Origin of the sequence: Spirosoma fluviale (genome assembly GCF_900230225.1) — a bacterium.
Lineage (GTDB): Bacteria > Bacteroidota > Bacteroidia > Cytophagales > Spirosomataceae > Spirosoma > Spirosoma fluviale.
Genome location: NZ_OCNH01000002.1, coordinates 328,733 through 348,710, shown reverse-complemented (window position 1 = coordinate 348,710; position 19,978 = coordinate 328,733). Strand labels below are relative to the sequence as shown.

Below are 19,978 nucleotides of genomic sequence, written 5' to 3'. Positions count from 1 at the left end.
TGTCCAAGCTCCAGCTTGGCCGTTGACTTCCCAGTTCGACGGCCAAGCTGGAGCTTGGCCCAGACACAACCGCTAACTTTTATTCAAGTTTCTATTTTGGAAGAGTACTTAGTCTAATCAGGGTAGCGTATTCATCTTATCGTTTTGTGGCCTCCGACGACATGGACACCGGTGCCTGCTCAGGTTTACTACCCCACACTTTGTTCGGTTGGGCACCCATTTGCAGGGTCAGGGTACCGCCGTTAATCACCGTTTCGTGCAACATCCAGGGGCGATCGAGGGGTTTGCCGTTCAATTGCGCCGATTGGATGTACAGGTTTGCGGCCGAGTTGTTCTTCGCGTCGATCACGAACTGCTTGCCCTTGTAATATTTCGGATTTAGCTTGATCGTGACCTTGTTAAAAATCGGGCTGCTGATTTCGTAGAACGGCTCGGGCGTGGTGCCGCCGTTGGTCGAGAACAAGCCCGTTTTGAGCAACACCGACAGGCTACCCATCAGTCCCTGATCTTCGTCGCCACTGTAGCCGTAATCGGGTGAGATGCCGCTGTATACTTTCTCGATCACCTGCCGTGTCCAGTATTGGGTGAGCCAGGGCGCACCCGCGTAATTGAATAAGTGCGCCGTTTGAATACTCGGCTGATTGCCGTAGTTGAGAAATACCCGGCGCAGTTCTTCCAGCGTCTCGTTATCGTGCGATTTACCCGATACAAAATCGTGTTTCTGCGCCTTCTCGAACGAGCCGTTCAGCTTACTGGTAAAAGCTTCGCGACCGCCCATGAGATTAATTAGCCCCTGCACATCGTGCGGCACAAACCAGGTGTACTGGGCTGCGTTGCCCTCTTCCCAACCGTTATCGTATCGCAGAATATCCACCGGCTCAGCCCATTTGCCGTCGAGGGTGCGGTTCCACATCCAGCCCAGTTCAGGATTCCAGACGTTTTTGTAGTTCTGCGCCCGCTTCATAAACAGGGCATAATCGTCGGTTTTGCCTAGCTTTCTGGCCATCTGCGCCAGGGTGTAATCCTGATAGGCATACTCCAGCGTTTGTGTCGACCCGTCCTGATGGAACCCGTAGCGGGTTTTGCTCATGGGGTGAGGCACATACCCACGGTCCAGGTAAAATTCGATACCACCCCCTTTGAACGTGTTGTGTTCGTACCCGGCTTTGCTCATCATGCCACCGGGGAAATGGTTCTTGCGCAGACCCTCGTAGGCTTTTTCGATGTCGAAGCCCCGGATGCCTTTCAGGAACGCGCTCACGATGAAGGGCGTGGTAGAGGCTCCGGTCATCACATGAGTGTAGTTGCCGCCTGCCGGTCCACGGGGAATGAGCCCGCCATCCTGATACATCATCACCATCGAGTTGACAAACGATTCGGTGACCTCCGGGTACACCAGATGCCAGAGCGTGTTGATGGTCCACTGCGCCCCCCAGAAGGAATCGGAGTTGTGGTGATTGAATTTGGGTTTGCCACTGGCATCCAGCGGAATCTGTTTGATGCGCCGTTCGGGACCGGTCATGTCGGAGTATTTGCCGTTGACGTCCGAAATGATGCGCCGGCCCTGCAAGGCGTGCCAGAGATCGGTGTAGAAGCGGCTTCGGACGGTATCGCTGCCGCCTTCGACCTGAATCCGGCTCAGCCAGTTGTTCCAGTCGCTGCGGCTCTCCTGCACGGTTTTCTCGAAATCCCAGTGCGGCAGTTCGGCCTTGAGGTTGATTCGGGCCTGTTCTTCGCTGACGTATGAAATGGCCACTTTCATCTTCCGCACCTCCCCCGCTTTAGTTTTGAAGCTCAGGTACGTTCCCACGCGTTCGCCTTCGATGAAGCCATCGATCGTTTCCAGTTTCCCGTTTCGCCAACCCCTGAACGAGTCAAACGGTTTGTCGAAGACGGCCACGAAATAAACGGGCAGCACTTTTGGCCGACGAATGGTCGGGGCCATGATGGCATAGCCCTCAATCTCCTGATTGCTGATTTTCTTTACGTAGCCTTTCTGGGTATCGGATGGCCCTAGAAACGTAGAAAAATCAAACAGAATATAGCTTTGCGCCGAGGCTGGGTAGGTGTATTTATGGAAGCCAACGCGGGTGGTCGACGTCAATTCGGCGGTGATATTGTAGGCATCCAGCACCACTTTATGGTAACCCGCTTTTACAATTTCTTTCTCATGCGAAAACCGGGAGCCATACTTTTCGGGGCCCAAATGCCCTTTGAACTCACCCGTCGTGGGCATCACCGGCACCCCCGACAACTGCCAGCCGTGTACATGGCTAAAGCACTTTATACTGTCGGAATGATAGCGATAGCCCGCGCCCCAGTCGGAATTGACGCCATTGTCGGGGCTGAGGTTGACCATGCCAAAGGGACGCGACGCCGAGTTAAAAAAGAACCACCGCGAATTAGCCGCATCGACCAGCGGATTGACCAGATCCACGGGTTGTTTCTGGGCGATGGCGGTTTGATCCAGGTTCAGGATGGCGATGAGCGCTAGTAGGTACGTTAAGCGTTTATTCATAGTTATAAATCAACTCTACTGAGGGTTTTAGCTTTTCAAGGCAGTGGGCTTATCGACAAACCTGTGTCATTCCGATGTTTTTTGTCATCCCGACGTCAGAGGGATCTTCGCTAGACGCTAACAATGCCTGCTACTAGCGAAGATCCCTCCTGGCGTCGGGATGACAAAAAAGGCGATCACAAAAACACATTCTTATCGAATTTCGTATTGTTTTCCTTTCTCTGTCTTCAAACCAATCGTGAACCCTTTTACCGCAGGCATTTCCCCTAATTTGGTTTGATCCTTAATGATCGGTTTCCCCGCATCGACAAAGCTGAATAGCGGGTTTACAGCCTGACCAGAGCTACGACCCGTTGGCTGCACCGTCATTTGGTCATTCGTTCGGATTCGGCAGTTGCCGCCCAGGGCCGAATGCACGACGGCTTTGGTCAACTTACCGGCTTTCCATTCCATATCGACGGTGTATCCCCCCCGCGCTTTCAGACCTTTTACCCGGCCCGTGTGCCAAGCTTTGGGCAGAGCCGGAAGCAAATGAATTTCGCCCGCGTGACTTTGCACCAGCATTTCGGCAATGCCCGCTGTGGCCCCGAAATTTCCGTCAATTTGAAACGGCGGGTGCGCGCAAAACAGGTTGGGGTACGTTCCCCCGCCCGACATATGCGTTGAATCGGTCCGGATCAACTTGAATAAATTGGTGATCAGTTTCAGGGCGTGGTCACCGTCGTGCAGTCGGGCCCAGACGTTCACTTTCCAGCCCATCGACCAACCCGTTGCGCCATCACCCCGGCGCTCCATCACGCGTTTGGCCGCAGCCGCCAGCTCGGGCGTAGACCGGGTATTGATCTGGTTGCTGGGGTGCATGGCGTAGAGGTGCGAGAAATGGCGGTGCTGTACGTCGGCATCGGCAAAATCGTCCTGCCACTCCTGCAATTGGCCGTATTTACCGATCTGGTACGGCAACAACTGACCCAGATTCTGCTTTACTCCGGTGGTAAACGCATCATCAATACCCAGCGTTTTACAGGCTTCGACATAGCGAGAAAACGATTCCCGAATGATGGCCATATCCATCGTTGGGCCGGGGCTGAATGTAGCTTGTTTCTTTCCATCGTACAGGAAATTCTGCTCGGGCGAGTGGCCCACCGGGGTTACCAAATAGCCCTGCTCGTTTTTCACCAGCCAGCCCTGATAAAACTGGACCGCCCCTTTCAGCAACGGGAAAACGTCTTTTTTGAGAAAGGTCCTGTCGCCGTTGAACAGGTATTTCTCCCAGAAATGGCTCGTTAGCCAACCCGCTGCCATTGGCCAAAAGGCGCAGTTGCAGTTGTCGATGGGTTCAGCATGGCGCCAAATGTCCATGTTGTGGTGGGCTACCCAACCGTCGTTTCCGTACATGTTCCGGGCCGTTTCGCGCCCGTTGACGGCCAGTTCCTTCACCGCCTTGAAAAACGGTTCCTGACACTCTGACAAGTTGGTCAGTTCGGCGGGCCAGTAGTTCATCTGGGCGTTGATGTTGATGGTGTAGCCACCATTCCAGGGCGGTGTCATCTGGTCGTTCCAGATGCCCTGCAAATTGAGCGGCTGACCACCCGGCCTCGACCCGGCAATCATCAAATAACGCCCATATTGGAAATACAGTGCGGCAAAAGCCGGGTCTTTCCCATTCGAGAATGACTCAACCCGCTTATCGGTCGGGAGTTGCGATTGCTCCGTTTCGGCGGCTAGTTGGAGATCTACCCGGTCGAACAGGTTTTTATAATCGGCCAAATGCGTTCTGTACAACTCGGCATATGGTTTCTTCTCAATGATGTTGAACCGTTGGTCGAGGATAGGTTTCGGGGCGACGCCTTCGTAGGCCGGGCTTTTGTCGAACCCATTGAAGCTTGTTGCGGCCGAAAGTACAAAAACAACTTCTGAAGCGTCCTGAACAGTTAGTGTTCCGTTGCCGCTGCTCACTCGCCCACCCGTGTTAATGGCCTTCACCCGCGTTTCGAACGACATACCCAGACCGTTTATCTCCCGGTCGTACAGCATATTCTCAACGCCCGGCTTGCGCTGGCCGTTCTTCTCGTAGACTTCGGGGTATTTATATTGATCACCGAGTTTTTCAACCTGTTCGAACGTGCGTCTCAGGCCAAAGCCGGGCACTTTTCCCCGCATCGTCAGTGTATTGCCCTGCGCAACGTAGCTGGCCGTTGGTTTATGGGGCGTCGAGAAATGGAACGAACAATTGATTTTGCCGGGGCCATTGGCGGTTAGTTTCACCACAATCACATGGTCGGGATAGCTGGCAAAGTACGTCCGGGTGTAGGTTGTGTTGTCCGCTTTATAGGTGGTGGTAGCCGTTGCCGTTGCCAGATCGAGTTGGCGTTTGTAGTTCGAAACAGGCGCATTTTTGTGGTCAACGTCGATCCAGAAATCGCCCATTGGCTGGTAGAGCTGATGATTTCGACCCAGCCATTCACGGGCAATCAGTGCCTGCGCTTCCTGATAGTTGCCGGAGGCCAGTAACGCACTGACCTGTTTAAAGTCTTTTCGAACATTAACCGTTTTGAACGTACCGGTCGGGTCGCCCGAATAGAGCGTGCCTTCGTTCAGTTGCAGGTGTTCTTTCGCCGGATCGCCAAACACCATGGCGCCCATATAGCCATTTCCCAGCGGCAATGCTTCCGACCAAACGGCGGCCGGTTTGTCGTACCAGAGTGTTTGCGACGAGCTTTGCCCGAACGAGTGAACGCCGGGAAGCAGTAGGAAAAACAGTAAATGAATTAATCGACTCATGGTAGTAAGGGAACAATAAGAACTGGTTCCTAGCAAGCTACCCCACCCCAACCCCTCCCCTAAAAAAAGTGGAGGGGCTACAACGACCACCTTTCTCACAGATAATGAGCGTTTTTTCATGACCAGCTATTAAAACAATAAAAAGTCACTCATTCTCTAGCCCCTCCCCTTTTTTCAAGGGGAGGGGTTGGGGTGGGGTAGTTTACAACAGAATCCCTTACCCCAGAAAAATACTGTGTTTAAACGGTGTATAGCCCGTCAAATAAACGGTTGGCGCATCCATAGCGGGCAACGCTCCCCGCAGTTGCACACCTTTGTGTTCCACCTTCCCTGGGCCGAACCGAATTATGTCGTTACCAACGGCATACGTGCCCGCTTCGTCCGAAAAGAGAAAGGCATTGTCTTTTTTAGGGTGTTTGGTAACGCCCCCCAGCGTTCCGCCCGGCCGGAAAATCAGTTCCAACGCCACTGGAACATTGTCGGTTCCCGATAGGTCGATGTCGATTCGCAGGCCGTTATTGGCTTCCGTAACGGTAACAGTGGTCGTCATTTTCTGGATTTCGCTTTGCGGTCGGTCGGTTCTGGGCATTTTATCCCAGTCGCCATTGGCATCAATTTTATCAGCCGCAATAGGTTGATAGTATGGCCCCTCCAGCGACTTACGCATCACCCAGGAAGCACCTTGCTGCTCAATTTTCTCGGTCTGAAACTGCCCTTTCCCGAAAAACGACGCGACTACCCGCATCCCCTGCAAAATGGCGTTGCCTTTGTGGAAGGTGAGCCAGCCCGCGTTATTCGACAACAATGTAGCGTCCCACCCCTCCCGCCGGATACGCACCACGCCCGAATACGGAAACGCTTTGACGTAACTGGTTGGTAGCGGTTTGCTGGCGGGCAGTTCATTCCAGAGCGTCGGGTCTTCCAGAAAATAATCGAGGTACCCGGCCAGTTGTTCCTTCGGACAGGTCTTTTCGATAAGCCGACACATAGCCGCCATCTCACCATTTTTGTCGAGCAACGCCATGTAGCGGTAGCAATAATAATACTTCGCCATATTGCCGATGGTGCCCTTATCCTGCCGGTTCGAGCCCTCCGTTACCACCTCGCCATTGGGATGTACGTAGTAGAGCGTCATCATCAGATTCCGCCGGACGGGCTCGAAAAGCTCAGGCTTTTTCAGGCCACGAGCGACGATGATCAGCGACCGGTCGACGATGGGCGAATAGCTGTTAGTGCTCTTTTCGTTGAACTGCCCGTCGGGATCAAGGTCGATGTGTTCGGCCAGCCACTGGTCGATGCGTTTGGTATACCTTGGATTCGGGAATAGCTCATTTAACTTGGTCAGGGCCGCCGAAACCACCCAGCGGTGATTGGGCGTGTGAATGCCGCCCACAATCAGCGCTTCACCGGCGTTGGTCAGAAAGGCTTTTATCAACCCAATGGCCGTGCTGGTGCCTTTGGCATTCGACTCGTTAAGAGATTTATAAGCCGGAACGATGTTTTCCAGCACGAAAGCGGTGTCGGGTGTGGAATGGAAATTGGTATCGAGCAGATCAATCGTTCCGTCGCTGTGCTGAAACTTGAGCATAGCACGGGCTGCTGCTTCGATTTCGGCAAGCAGGCTCTTCGATTGGTAGTACTTCGATTCAGGCGTGGCAAACAGCATGCTAGCTTTCATCAGAAACCCACTTGTACTGTGCGGATTCGGCATGTCGGCGTCATTCATATAGCCACCCGCGTATCGGCTGTTGGCATCCGTAACCTTTATGGGTGCGTAGTTGGGCAACTGCTGGTCGTTGATTGCGATCCAGTCGAGCAGCCAGGCTGGTTTGCGGGGAGCGCGGTTAACCAGTTCGCTAAAGCCCAACGTTGGTATCAGGGTTAAGGAGCTAGCGCTCAGGGTTACGAAATGTCGACGGTTCATGGTTGGGGTAGCTTAGATGTATCGGACAGCATCCCTGCTGTCCAGCCGCAAGGCTAAGAAAGCGTTATGTACTCGTTATTTTAGCCTGACGGCTGAACAGCAGGGATGCTGTCCGGTAAAAGATTACAACTCCCGAATCTTGATGCTCCGGAAATGCACTTCATCGCCGTGATCCTGAAACAGAATATGGCCGGATGATGCCTGCGCAAAATTGGGGTAGGTATTGTATTTGCTCTTAGCTACCAGATTGCGGAAAATCTGCGAATAGCGGTCATATTCCACCAGTTTGAGGTTATTGAGCCAGTGCTCTACATGACCGTCTTTCGACACAATCCGCATTTTATTCCACTTCCCCGGCGGATTCATGCGCTTATCGGTGTTGCCTTCCGAGAGGTTTTCGGCGGTGATGAGGTCGTAGAGTGAGCCGGTTGTCCGGTTGCCGTTAACGCCTTCTTTGGCGTCGGGGTGGACTTTATCGTCCAGAATCTGAAATTCCGGTCCTGCACCGGTACCCGGCTTTTTCTTCCGGTCTTCAACCACAAAGTATTTTACGCCACTGTTGCCACCCGTGGTTAGTTTGAAATCCAGTTCCAGTTCGAAATTCGCGAACGACTGATCGGTTATAATATCGCCCCCTTTGCGAATGCTGTCTTTTTTAGACCCCAGCACTTTCAATACACCATCCTGAATAGCCCAGCCTGCCGTTGGAAAATTATCGCCATTGGCCACTCGCCAGCCAGCCGGGGTTTTACCGTCCCACAGCAACCGCCAGCCTTTCCGTTTTTCATTGTCAGACAGTTGGTTAGGCAGGTAATTCACTTCTTCGATGTCCTCGCCACCCGACCAAACGGCCTCTTTCAGGTTCTCCGTAGCGATGCGGATGTTGCGCCATTGAACGGTCAGGCCGTTCTGATCTTCGCGCTTGATCTGGTGTACCTGCAAGGCGATGAAGCCGCGGGCGGTTTGCGGGTCGAGCACGTTGGCACAGGGGATGCCGTTGATCCAGGTTTTCAGACGCGGGCCAATGGCTTCGATATGGTACTTGTTCCATTGCCCGTTTTTGAACGCCTTCTGCCCTTTCGGATTGATGGATAGCGGATAGAGCCAGCCATTGCGGGCTTCGTCGTAAATACCACCGCTCCACGCCCGGTCGCCGGGGTCGATCTCGATCTGGTAGCCGTGAACACGCCCATTATTAAAAGCGGGGTCGCTCAGGCTTCTGATTTGAATGCCTGAGTTGAGTCCGGGCTCTACTTTTACGTCCATTTCCAGTACGAAATCGCCGTAGGTTTCTTCGGTGCATAGGAAGGTGTTGGGTGTATTGAGTTGCGAAACGCCAATGATGGCCGTATTCGTTAGTTTATAGTCCGCATTCCCATTTCGCTTTACCCACCCTTTCAGATCTTTCCCATTATAAAGATTCTTCCACGGCACCTGGGCCAGGCTGTTAACGGCGACGAGGGTTATCAGGCAAACGGTTACTAATGTTCTCATTAGGATGATTTTGTAAAAATCGGAAACGCTTTACGGGTCAAGTTGCTACTGATGAAATGTGGTGCCGGGACGGTTGTAGTACCGACCGGGACAGTCGGCATTACAACCAGTTTTTTTGCTGAAATGAAAAAGGAGAAGGATGTAAAAATCTCCCCCTCCTTTTCTAGCTAGCCAATTCCCTTAATAGCCCTGATTTTGTGTCATTTTGGGGTACGACAAATCTATTTCACCCTGTGGAATAGGCCTAAGATTGTGTATGGCCGAAATAGACTGGCCTTTTGTCCAGGGGTTGTACTTCTTCACCCGTTCAACCAGTTTTCCTGTCCGTTTCAAGTCGAACCAGCGGTTATATTCACCCATGAACTCCCGCGCGCGTTCGTCCAGGATCAGGTCGATGGCGATGTTTGCGGGGGTAGCCCGGTACGATACGGCCGCGAGTGATTTCTGATCTTCGGGTGCGGCAGCGCATTTCGGGTCTGTACCTTTTTTGGTACCCAGTGCCCGGTCGAGAATCCGGTTATAGTACACGTCTGCCGTTCCCAGCTTACCACCTTTGGCCCCTTTCACGATGGCTTCGGCGGCAATCAGATAGGCTTCGGCCGACCGGAAAATACACTCGTTAAACGTCCCGAACGCATCGCCATACGGAATACCCGGCTGCCAGAATTTCCACATCAGGGGCATGGTAACCGCCAAACCAGAGTTATCTATCGGATAGCCGCCACCAAACTCATTGGTGTTTATCACCGCATAGCTTTTCTTACCACCCAGATCTACACCCCGGTCAGTTGCGCTAACAGCCGGGTTGTTCCAGGGGCGGCACAGCATGACCGTATCGCCAGCGTTATAATTAACCAGCAACGTAGGGTTACTAACGGGCAACGCTTTAAAGTTTTTCACCGCCTGCAACGCATAGCCAACGGTCACAAAATTATGGGCATACCGCGTGTCGTTTTCGGGGTCGAAAAAGCGGTAAACGGCGGTTGTTGGGCAGTGTACATTTAAGCAACGATTGTAATCCGTCGTTCGCCCCTTGGTTCCGGGAAAGCCCTCTCCGCTCGCACCAAATTTGGAGTGCAGGTCGTTTCCACCCGCAGCATCCTGCGTAAAAGCGGGATCGGTTTTATTGGTCAGCACATCCGAATTATACTGAACGGCAAAAACGATCTCTGCATTCTTGTCATTCTGCGCCCCCGTATACTGTGTTAATGGATTATTTGAGCGAGTCGGGAAAAGATCTTTGTAATTGGCAGCCAGCGGATACGTGTCAATGACTTTGTCGGCGTATTGTAGTGCCAGATCAAAGTCGGCACTGGTGCCGCCCAATGCATTATTGAAATTCCACCCTCTTGTCAGATACACCCTTGCCAGTAAAAACTGAGCGGTCCCTTTCGTGATTCGGCCATAGTTAGAGGCCGTAACGGGAAGTTTGGCTTCGCAGTCGAGTAAGTCGTTAACGATCTGTTTGTACACCTCCGCCGAGGCTACTCGTGGAAAATCTTTGGCCGGCGTCGTGATTTCGGCAAGCGGCATGGGTATGTCGCCCCATTGCTGTACGGCATAAAACAGGCATAATGCCCGCAGGAACTTCGCTTCCGACACCCGTGCATCTTTCAGCGCAGAAGCCATTGTCGTGATGGCATCCGCCCGTGAAAGTACCGTGTTGGCGCGGGCAATTTCGGCGTACAACAATGTCCAAAGGCTCTGCGCTTCGGGCAGGGTGGCATTGAAACGGGAGTCGTACACATCGTACTGGCTTGGCTGGTTCTCTTTGCCCGTAACGGCCGATGGATTCCAGCCGCTGTTGTTGGCAAAAATATCCGTGCCATTCAGCACCAGCACCCGGTTTTGATGAATGTTTCTCAAGAGTGGGTAACACGACCGCACCAGATCTTCGAAACCCGCTTCTGTTTTGTAATATACATCGGTGGTTAACGAACTAACGGGGGTTTCATCCAGAAACTGCTCTTTGCAACTGGACGAAACAAGCAGCAGAGAAAGCCCCAGCCACACGCTATATTTTTTACGAAATATGGTTTTCATGTTGTTTCAGACAGAGGATTTAAAAACTAAGGTTTACGCCCAGACTCAGTGTCATGGATGGAAGATCATCCTGATAGATCGATGAGTTGAACTCCGGGTCAAATCCAGTGAATTTCGATCGTATAATGGGGTTGATAACCTGCGCATACACACGAGCCGTGTTGAGTTTCCATTTATTCATCAACTCCTTTGGCACCGTATAGCCGAGCGTAATGTCGGAAATCCGCAGAAAGCTGGCATCCTGATACAGAATGGCGTTCCGGTAAGGGTTGGCCGCTACGGCTCCGAAATAGGTATTCGACGGGTTATCGCTGCGCCAGTAATCCAGAGAAGCCAGGCTGTTGTAGCGCGTTCCGATATCGCCAAATGTACCAGCCAGGGTGTTGTTGCGGTACTGGGTGCCGTTGCGGTAATAGGTGAAGAAGGAAAAATCGAAGTTCTTGTATTTGAACCGGTTTGTGATACCAATCAGGTAGTTAGGCAGCTGAGTCCCTAAATAAACGCGGTCGTCGATGCCTTCGGTCGATGAAATCTGGCCGTCGTTATTCACGTCAACCACCCGCACCGCTCCGGGTACCTGTTTGTAAGAAGTGGCTAAATCCTTGTCGGCCGTTTGCCAGATTCCGTTAAACTGATAGTCGAAATTGGCTTTAATAGGCAAACCCACAAACAGCTTGTTTCCCTTGTCGATCGTTTGGCCATCGCCATACAGTTCAAGCAGTTTGTTATTGTTTTTGGTGAAAGTGAAGGTGCTGTTCCAGCTAAAGTTACTGGTGGCAACGTTGACCGTATTCAGCAAAATCTCGATGCCTTTGTTCTGAATTTTACCGATGTTCGAAGTCACCTGCGAGAAGCCCGAAGCCGTTGGTATTTTCTGATTCAGGATCAAATCCTCCGTTTTTCGGTCGTACACTTCAACCGTTCCTGATACCCGGTTATTGAACAAACCGAAATCGACGCCCATATTAAGCTCTTTACTACGCTCCCAGCGCAGGTCTTTGTTGCCCAGGTTGGCGGGCGCAAATCCATAAGCGGCTGTTCCGTCGAAGTCGTAACCGGTATTCAACAACCCGGCCTGTGTACTGTATGGATTGACGGTGGAGTTGCCTACCTGACCATAGCTTAGCCGGAGTTTCAAATTAGAAATGGCCTTTATGTTTTGAATCATAGGCTCGTCGATCAACTTCCAGGCCACGGCCACCGAGGGGAAAAATGCCCATTTATTGCCGGGAGCCAACTGGGAGGCCCCATCCGAACGGCCCGTAACGGTCAACAGGTATTTATCGTTAAACGAGTAGTTTACCCGCCCCATGAACGACGATAGGGAACGCTCTACGAGCGAGCTGCCAAAGCTGGTGATGGTTCCCGTGTTGAGCGCGTACCAGTCCGAATCAAACGGCAGGTCTTTGGCGGCAATGGTATAGGTTTCATTTCGCTGGTAAAACGCACTTTGCAGACCAGTAAAATTTAGCCTGTGCTTGCCCAAATCCATGTTGTAGGTAATGATATTATCGAGCGTGTAGCTGCCGATCGTCCGGTTATCGAACTGCGCCCGTGGTTTGGCTCCAATCTGCGATTTTGACCAGGTCCCTCTAAAATCACCGATCCGGGTCGAGCCATACGTTGCCGACAGAGCCGAGCGAATGCTCAACCCTTTTATGGGCGAATACTCTACATAGGCATTACCCATAATGTTGGCTACTGTCGTTTGCAACTTGGATTGTTTAGGGTCGGTATCCAGTAGCGGGTTAGGGACCTGTTTGTCGTTGATACCCATCCATACAGCCGTGTTGTTTACATTGATGTCCTGATTCTCCGTTGGGTTGGCCAGGTCTGAGTAATAAGGAACACCGGTTGGCCGGGCTCTAAACGCGCCACGCAACGACTCCTGCGAGCCTAAATTCTGGTTTGAGTACGTTACATAGGAGGTAAACCCAACTTTAAAATGCTCCCCCAGCTTACTATCGAGGCCCGCATTCAAATTATAGCGTTTGTAGTTGGTACTGATCACATTCCCGTCTTCGTTCAGAAAACCACCCGAAAAGCGATAGGTCGTTTTCTCAGTACCGCCCGATACGCTGATATTCTGACTCGTTTGGATACCCGGTTTCGTAACCAGCGCAACCCAGTCCGTTGTCCGGTTGTTTTTGATATTATCCAGTTCGGCCGCCGTAAATGTAGTCCCGGTAACTCCCTCTAAGATCCGGTCGGTGTAGGTGAGTTTATAAAACTCTTCGGTACTGCGAAGGCGCGGAACGTGAGCGGGCGTTTTTATACCCACATACGCATCATAGCTTACCCGCGGCTTACCCGAAATTCCTTTTTTGGTCGTGATGATGATGACCCCATTAGCGCCCCTGGCTCCATAGATAGCCGTCGACGAGGCATCTTTCAATACATCCATCGACTGAATATCATTCGGATTCAGGTTATTGATGTCGCCCCCCATCAGGCCGTCGATTACGACCAGCGGAGCCGTTGAGTTGTTGATGGTATTTTCGCCCCGAATGGTAATATTGTAGGTACTGCCCGGCCGGTTGTCCGATTTGGTGACTGTTGCCCCGGCCACCTGCCCCTGTAGAGCTTTGGAGGCCAGCACCGGATTTGCCCGTACAATATCTTTAGGTTGTATGGAGGATACCGCACCGGTCAGGTCGCTCTTTTTCTGCTCGCCATAGCCAACCACGACCACCTCATTCAACGACAAATCATCGGCTTTAAGCGAAACCGTCATATCGGTTTGATTGCCAACCGTAACTTCCTGCCTGACGTAGCCGATAAAGCTAAAAATTAGTATGGTTTTCGCATCCTGAGCGTCCAGTCTAAATGCCCCATCCTGATCGGTAGTGGTGCCCCGCTGCGTGCCTTTAATGACGATACTAACGCCCGGCAGACGCTCGCCCGATTCACTCGTTACAACGCCTTTGATGGGTATAACCAACGCACTGATTTCGGTTTGCTCGGGGGTTTGCTTTTGAATAAGTCCCGTTTTTGGTTCGGTCCTGTTCAAAACAATCTGTTTACCTAAAATCCTGTAATCTAACTGAAGCGGTGTGAGCAGATTATCAAGTGCTTCGCCCAAGGTTGAATTGGCCAGATTCAGTGAAATTTTCTTTTCTGATTTAATCAGGCTCGAATTATAAACGAATCGAATCTCAGCCGATTTCTCGATTTCAGTCAACACTTTTTTAATGGGCTGATTATCTACCTTCAGGCTAATTCGCTTATTTAGTAAATCCTGCGCGTATCCATCATGCGCAGCCGAAATGCCAAAAAAGAATACCGACAGTATGAGTTGCAAGAACGTGACTCGCAATATCCTACCGAATGTCTTACTACTTCGTAGAGTGTGTTTCATTGATGTACATGCTTGTGGTTTAGTTAGGAATAGTGAAAAGGCAGGGGGCAGATGATTGAAGCCGAAAGCTTATTTACAGCCGTTGGTGTGTATTATTAGTTTATCGTTAACCTCTTCGTATGTAGCGTCAATAGCCGCACAAATCAGTTTTAGTTTTTCCAGCAAAGGTTCGTCCGACAAATGGGCGGTCAGTTTACAATCGGCCAGTTTTTCAGGATTATAAACGAGTTGAATTGAATACGCTTTCTGCAAATCGTTCAGCACCTCAATGAGCGGAGTCTCGTCAAAATCGAAAGCAATTTTTTGAATGGGTAGCTGAAGAGATTTTTGTTCAACAACAGTTGGTGCATAAATGCGAAAGTCGTCTTCGCTAACTCTTACTTTTTCGTTCGCCGTCAGAACAAGCCCTTCCAGAAGGTTATCGGTCATTTTTTTGTTTCTGTTGCGGTCATGCTGCAAAAACACCGATACCCGACCTGTTTTGACGATCACTTCTATCTCCGATGTTTCGGGCTGCGTTTTGACGGAAAAACTAGTACCTAAAACTTTGGTAATCAACTCATTCGCATAGACGAAGAAAGGTCTTTTAGCGTCTTTCTGTACTTCAAAAAATGCTTCGCCAGCCAGAATCACTTCTCGTTTTGTCCTATTGTATTGTTTTGGCGAATAGCAGATTTTACTGTGAGGCTGTAGAATTATTGAACTGTTGTCGGGCAAATTGATGAGTAGAGGCTGGTTGGTAACGTTTTCTTTCTCATAAATTTCGCCGGTCTGATTCTTCGTATAGCGAACGAGACTCTTATACGAAACCGCTGATGGTTTGTTGACTACCGACCAGCTCAACCAGCCAGCTACCAGTAAAATCGAGGCCGCAGCCGCCCACTTTAGATACGGATAAAGGCTTATAACGCTGGGTTCATCAGAAACAACAGGGCGTTTTTCTGCTGGTGTATTTATGTGCGTATATACTTTTTTCAGCCCCGTGTCCAGATCAAACCGGTATTGAGGATGCTGGGCTTCCCACTCATCCAGATACACATAAAAAAGATCTATATTTTTTGGCTCAGCAAGCCATTCCTCAATCAGTTTGCATTGAATCGTAGTATTATTCCCGTTAAAATAATCGAATATGATTTTTTTCATTAAGTATGAGTCCATAATAACTACGTTTATTCACGTTGATAGTTTATGTATCAGGAAATTAGATAGGCTAAGAAAATAGTTAATAAATATTCAAGCTTAAGCTCCTCCCGAATTCGAGCTAACGCCCGACTAATCAGCCGCTCAACGGCGCTAACTGTTAATTTCATTTCAAGAGCGACTTCGCTATATTTCTTACCTTCAAGGCGATTTAGCTGAAACGCTTTCTGCGATTGTTTGGGAAGATGCTGAATCGCTATTTCCAACTTCTGACTTAACTCGTGGAAGTGTGTTATTTCATCGGGTCGTAATACGGTAATCGTATTATAATTTTGAAAATCAATCGTACACGAATCAAAACTTGTGTTTCGATTCAGTTCACTTTTAATAAAATTATGTACTCTGTTTTTTACAGCTGTATATAAATAGGAACGGTAGGAAGTCGTGATATGCTCGTGCGCTTTGCTGTTCCAGAAATTAGCAAATACTTCGGCCACAATATCTTCCGCTATTTCCTTCGAATACACGTACCGAATTGCGTGATTACATAGGTTTGTGTAATACTTCCTGAAGAGTAAATCGAAGCCCTCTTTCGGCGATTTACTAAAACATTTCTCAATGAAGTATTCGTCAGAAAACACTCTGGTTTCCGACGAATCCGTAGCGACTCTACACGTTTCCTTACCAAGTGGATTCTCTTCCTGCTCCTTCTCTTTAGGTATCATTAATGCAAATGCTGATACTATACTGATGTTATGATAAACCCCAGAATACAGTTAGCCATGAGCTAGCTGTAGGCCGTTGAGATCAAATTTTCACGAAGTCGCTGAGTTTATGACATGTGTAGTAGATAACTATCAACCCTGAGAAGCATGATAAGGGATAAAGGCTACTACAAAATGTTCTAATTCTAAGACAAAGTTTTACTATTTTACCCCACATCGTTACGAATAATATTTTATCGTTGGTTCTTTTATCTCACGTCTACCTTAATGATTGACGTATTGTCATCTGGATGACGTCGTTGGGGCGGCAGTGTAAACGACCGTCTACCGTTGAAAAACAGGCAGGGTCGTAAGTATATCCGAACTGTAGTACCAGCGTGAAGTAACGCCAACCGCTTGGATTAAAAATAAAAAAACCGGCTGTCGATAGCCGGAATAGGGGATTACGCTGCTGTTATCTTAGTGTTCGCTATAGATTCAACAGCCGTTTCAGACGTTCATAAAAACCGGTATTGTGGAAGGTAAATGTCTTGTGTAATACATAATTACTCAGGAAGCTCACACCCATACCCGTCGTGTGAGCCACCAGCTTGTTAACATTGACAAGCTTTACCGAGAATGGAACAACGAGGGTCAGAACCTCGAATTCACCAACCGAGTAGTCGTACAGGAATGAAGAGCCGTAGACCGTAATCAGACACGAGACGATAGAGACCAATGTAAATTTGATGGCTTCCCGCTGGGTTTTGGTTGAGTTCTTGGCATTGAAGGCGAAAAGCTTTGTCAGAAAGAAGCCTACCACAAAGGCAATGACATAACCTGCCAGCAAGGCCTGTTCGTAACTAAACTGAAACCATTCCTGAAATAAGCTGCCCGCTACAAGCTGTAAGGAAGCGCCAATTGCGGCAACAATAAAATAAGCAAGGATGTCCCTGCGGTTAAAAAGCCCACTCGTCATAATTCACTAATAAGAGGGCAAAGCTACACGTCCTTTTCTTAAATAGCCTAAGTAGTCGATTACTAATTTTAGAAATACAATAGCGGAGTTTGTCAAAACCCCTTATCAACCGCAAGTTCGGACAAGCTTACCGACTGATCTTATGCCTGGTTTAGCCAGTAGCCATATACCTGAAATAGACGGCTGACAACCACAAAAAAAGTCCGATGTTCTCAACTGAACATCGGACTTACTTAATTCAAAAGAGCTTGGTTTAGCCTTGAACGTTATCCGAAGACAATTTAGCTCCCAGATACTCGCGGTTCATACGGGCAATGTGATCGAGTGATATCGACTTTGGACACTCAACCGAGCAGGCACCCGTGAATGAGCAGGCACCGAAGCCTTCAGCATCCATTTGTGCAACCATTCGTTCAGCCCGTTCTTTATGTTCCGAATGCCCTTGTGGCAGGATTGCCAGCTGCGACACTTTCGCCGAAACGAAAAGCATAGCCGAAGCATTTTTGCAGGCAGCTACACAGGCACCACAGCCAATACAGGCGGCAGCATCCATGGCTTCATCAGCAATCGTGCGGGGAACGAGGATTTCGTTGGCATCACGCGCCGAGCCCGTGTTTACCGACACATAACCACCCGACTGAATGATCCGGTCAAACGCCGACCGGTCTACCATCAGGTCTTTAATGACCGGGAACGACCGCGCCCGCCAGGGTTCAACCACAATGGTATCGCCATCGTTGAACGACCGCATATGCAACTGACAGGTTGTAGCGCCGGTTTGTGGGCCGTGCGCCCGACCGTTGATGTACATCGAACACATACCGCAGATGCCCTCGCGGCAGTCGTGGTCAAACGTAACGGGGTCTTCACCTTTCCGGGTAAGTGAGTCGTTCAAAACGTCGAACATCTCCAGGAAAGACATATCTTCCGATACATTATCCAGATGGTATTCAACCAGTTTACCAGGGGTATTATTATTTTTCTGTCTCCAGACTTTTAGGTTAATTTTCATAATTACAGTCAGTGGTTACCAACTATTATTTATAACTCCGCTGTGTCAGTTTCACGTTCTCGAATTCGAGAATCTCTTTGTTAAGCTCTTCGGGCTGATTTTCACCCTTAAACTCCCAGGCTGCTACGTAGGCGAAGTTTTCATCGTCACGCAGGGCTTCGCCATCGGGTGTCTGGTGTTCCTCCCGGAAGTGACCACCGCAGGATTCTTCGCGATTCAGCGCATCGTCGACCATCAGTTCGCCAAGCTCAATGAAGTCGGCTACCCGAGCAGCCTGCTCCAGTGCCTGGTTCATCTCTTCTGCATCGCCCAGCACTTTCACATTCGTCCAGAACTCTTTCTTCAGGGCCTGAATCTTCTGCTTGGCCAGCTTCAGTCCTTCGGCCGTGCGTGACATACCGCAGTATTCCCACATGATGTGGCCGAGTTCCTTATGCAGTTCATCGACAGGCCGCTCCCCTTTGATGGACAGCAGCTTGTTCACCTGATCCTGTATCTTCTGTTCGGCTTCTCTGAAAGCTGGCGAATCAACCGGGATTTTATCAGCCGGGCCAATTGTAGCCAGGTAGTCACCCACGGTGTACGGAATAACGAAGTACCCATCGGCCAGACCCTGCATCAGAGCCGAAGCACCAAGGCGGTTGGCACCGTGGTCGGAGAAGTTAGCTTCGCCGAGCGCGTACAAACCGGGAATGGTTGTCATCAGGTTATAATCGACCCACAGGCCACCCATCGTGTAGTGAACGGCCGGGTAAATCATCATTGGCAGCTCATACGGGTTTTCGCCGGTGATCTTTTCGTACATCTCGAAGAGGTTACCGTATTTGGCTTCAATCGTTTTTCGACCGTCGCGTTTGATGGCATCAGCGAAATCCAGATAAACGGCCAGACCGGTTTTACTCACACCGCGTCCTTCGTCGCAAACATATTTCGCGTTACGCGAAGCTACGTCGCGGGGAACCAGGTTTCCGAAGGCCGGATAACGGCGCTCCAGGAAGTAATCGCGAGCGTCTTCAGCCAGATCCGTTGGCTTTATTTCGCCCTTCTGAATCCGTACCGCGTCTTCTTTCGACTTCGGTGCCCACACCCGGCCATCGTTCCGCAGCGACTCCGACATCAGCGTCAGCTTCGACTGGTAGTGGCCCGATACGGGAATACAGGTTGGGTGAATCTGCGTAAAGCAGGGGTTACCAAAGAAAGCACCTTTTTTGTGTGCCCGCCAGGCGGCCGTTACGTTACTGCCCATCGCGTTTGTCGACAGGTAGAATACGTTGCCATAGCCACCCGTGCAAAGCAGAACAGCATGGGCGGAATGTGATTCGATTTTACCGGTAATCAGGTTCCGGGTGATGATACCCCGAGCCTTACCGCCCTCAACCACGAGGTCGAGCATTTCGGTACGTGGGTACAGCTTCACTTTCCCGTTAGCTACCTGACGGCTCAGGGCCGAATAAGCACCCAACAGCAGTTGCTGACCCGTTTGACCCCGTGCGTAGAACGTACGCGACACCTGGGCACCACCGAACGAACGGTTTGCCAGCGTACCGCCGTACTCACGCGCAAAAGGAACCCCCTGCGCTACGCACTGATCAATAATGTTAACGCTAACCTCGGCCAGGCGATGTACGTTGCCTTCGCGTGCCCGGTAGTCACCGCCTTTAATAGTGTCGTAGAACAGCCGGAACACGCTGTCGCCATCGTTCTGGTAGTTCTTGGCAGCGTTGATACCACCCTGTGCTGCAATGGAGTGCGCCCGACGAGGGCTATCCTGGAAACAGAACGCTTTCACGTTGTAGCCCAACTCAGCCAGTGACGCAGCCGCCGATGCACCGGCCAGCCCCGTACCCACTACAATAATTTCATATTTCCGCTTGTTAGCCGGGTTAACCAGCTTCAGCGAAAACTTATGCCGAGACCATTTCTCGGCCAAAGGACCTGCGGGGATTTTTGACTCCAGTTTCATTTGTCCAATTGTCAATGAGTGACTGAGCGAATGAGTGAATAATAAGGGAGATGAGTTATTCA

At 50.4% G+C, this 19,978-nt stretch carries 11 protein-coding genes; all 11 read right to left on the bottom strand.

Features of this window, described 5'->3' with window-relative positions; translation table 11 throughout:
- Positions 1 to 136 precede the first annotated feature (136 nt).
- The 11 genes from CRO74_RS12295 to CRO74_RS12245 all read right to left on the bottom strand — a co-directional run bounded on the left by CRO74_RS12295 (position 137) and on the right by CRO74_RS12245 (position 19,916).
- Positions 137 to 2,518: a GH92 family glycosyl hydrolase gene (locus CRO74_RS12295; protein ID WP_097126358.1), complete on the bottom strand. Its 2,382-nt coding sequence runs from the start codon at positions 2,516 to 2,518 to the stop codon at positions 137 to 139.
- Between the two features lie 192 nt (positions 2,519 to 2,710).
- A complete protein-coding gene (locus tag CRO74_RS12290) occupies positions 2,711 to 5,299 on the bottom strand; it encodes a glycoside hydrolase family 95 protein (RefSeq protein WP_097126357.1) in 2,589 nt (862 codons plus the stop codon).
- 217 nt (positions 5,300 to 5,516) lie between these two features.
- Complete coding sequence (locus CRO74_RS12285; RefSeq protein ID WP_097126356.1) at positions 5,517 to 7,223, bottom strand: hypothetical protein; 1,707 nt, start codon at positions 7,221 to 7,223, stop codon at positions 5,517 to 5,519.
- Positions 7,224 to 7,346: 123 nt separating this feature from the next.
- Positions 7,347 to 8,717 (bottom strand): 3-keto-disaccharide hydrolase, encoded by a 1,371-nt coding sequence (locus tag CRO74_RS12280; RefSeq protein ID WP_097126355.1) that lies wholly within the window; start codon positions 8,715 to 8,717, stop codon positions 7,347 to 7,349.
- Positions 8,718 to 8,897: 180 nt separating this feature from the next.
- The gene (locus CRO74_RS12275; protein ID WP_097126354.1) at positions 8,898 to 10,760 is read right to left on the bottom strand and encodes a RagB/SusD family nutrient uptake outer membrane protein; all 1,863 of its coding nucleotides are present in this window, start codon (positions 10,758 to 10,760) and stop codon (positions 8,898 to 8,900) included.
- A gap of 19 nt (positions 10,761 to 10,779) precedes the next feature.
- Positions 10,780 to 14,061 carry a TonB-dependent receptor gene (locus tag CRO74_RS12270; protein WP_245877830.1) on the bottom strand — a complete coding sequence of 1,094 codons (3,282 nt, stop codon included), beginning with the start codon at positions 14,059 to 14,061 and terminating at the stop codon, positions 10,780 to 10,782.
- A gap of 126 nt (positions 14,062 to 14,187) precedes the next feature.
- The gene (locus tag CRO74_RS12265) at positions 14,188 to 15,261 is read right to left on the bottom strand and encodes a FecR family protein (protein WP_179830183.1); all 1,074 of its coding nucleotides are present in this window, start codon (positions 15,259 to 15,261) and stop codon (positions 14,188 to 14,190) included.
- Between the two features lie 50 nt (positions 15,262 to 15,311).
- A complete protein-coding gene (locus tag CRO74_RS12260) occupies positions 15,312 to 15,983 on the bottom strand; it encodes an RNA polymerase sigma-70 factor (RefSeq protein ID WP_097126351.1) in 672 nt (223 codons plus the stop codon).
- A 469-nt stretch (positions 15,984 to 16,452) separates the two neighbouring features.
- The gene (locus CRO74_RS12255; protein WP_097126350.1) at positions 16,453 to 16,941 is read right to left on the bottom strand and encodes a GtrA family protein; all 489 of its coding nucleotides are present in this window, start codon (positions 16,939 to 16,941) and stop codon (positions 16,453 to 16,455) included.
- A 253-nt stretch (positions 16,942 to 17,194) separates the two neighbouring features.
- On the bottom strand, positions 17,195 to 17,953 hold the full coding sequence (locus CRO74_RS12250) for a succinate dehydrogenase/fumarate reductase iron-sulfur subunit (RefSeq protein ID WP_097126349.1): 759 nt from the start codon (positions 17,951 to 17,953) through the stop codon (positions 17,195 to 17,197).
- Between the two features lie 25 nt (positions 17,954 to 17,978).
- Positions 17,979 to 19,916 (bottom strand): fumarate reductase/succinate dehydrogenase flavoprotein subunit, encoded by a 1,938-nt coding sequence (locus CRO74_RS12245; protein WP_097126348.1) that lies wholly within the window; start codon positions 19,914 to 19,916, stop codon positions 17,979 to 17,981.
- Between the last annotated feature and the right edge of the window lie 62 nt (positions 19,917 to 19,978).

What these genes read in the sequence shown, in the direction of transcription:
- CRO74_RS12295 (WP_097126358.1), bottom strand. Translation starts at nt 2,518, where the DNA reads ATGAATAAACGCTTAACGTACCTACTAGCGCTCATCGCCATCCTGAAC.
- CRO74_RS12290 (WP_097126357.1), bottom strand. Translation starts at nt 5,299, where the DNA reads ATGAGTCGATTAATTCATTTACTGTTTTTCCTACTGCTTCCCGGCGTT.
- CRO74_RS12285 (WP_097126356.1), bottom strand. Translation starts at nt 7,223, where the DNA reads ATGAACCGTCGACATTTCGTAACCCTGAGCGCTAGCTCCTTAACCCTG.
- CRO74_RS12280 (WP_097126355.1), bottom strand. Translation starts at nt 8,717, where the DNA reads ATGAGAACATTAGTAACCGTTTGCCTGATAACCCTCGTCGCCGTTAAC.
- CRO74_RS12275 (WP_097126354.1), bottom strand. Translation starts at nt 10,760, where the DNA reads ATGAAAACCATATTTCGTAAAAAATATAGCGTGTGGCTGGGGCTTTCT.
- CRO74_RS12265 (WP_179830183.1), bottom strand. Translation starts at nt 15,261, where the DNA reads ATGAAAAAAATCATATTCGATTATTTTAACGGGAATAATACTACGATT.
- CRO74_RS12260 (WP_097126351.1), bottom strand. Translation starts at nt 15,983, where the DNA reads ATGATACCTAAAGAGAAGGAGCAGGAAGAGAATCCACTTGGTAAGGAA.
- CRO74_RS12255 (WP_097126350.1), bottom strand. Translation starts at nt 16,941, where the DNA reads ATGACGAGTGGGCTTTTTAACCGCAGGGACATCCTTGCTTATTTTATT.
- CRO74_RS12250 (WP_097126349.1), bottom strand. Translation starts at nt 17,953, where the DNA reads ATGAAAATTAACCTAAAAGTCTGGAGACAGAAAAATAATAATACCCCT.
- CRO74_RS12245 (WP_097126348.1), bottom strand. Translation starts at nt 19,916, where the DNA reads ATGAAACTGGAGTCAAAAATCCCCGCAGGTCCTTTGGCCGAGAAATGG.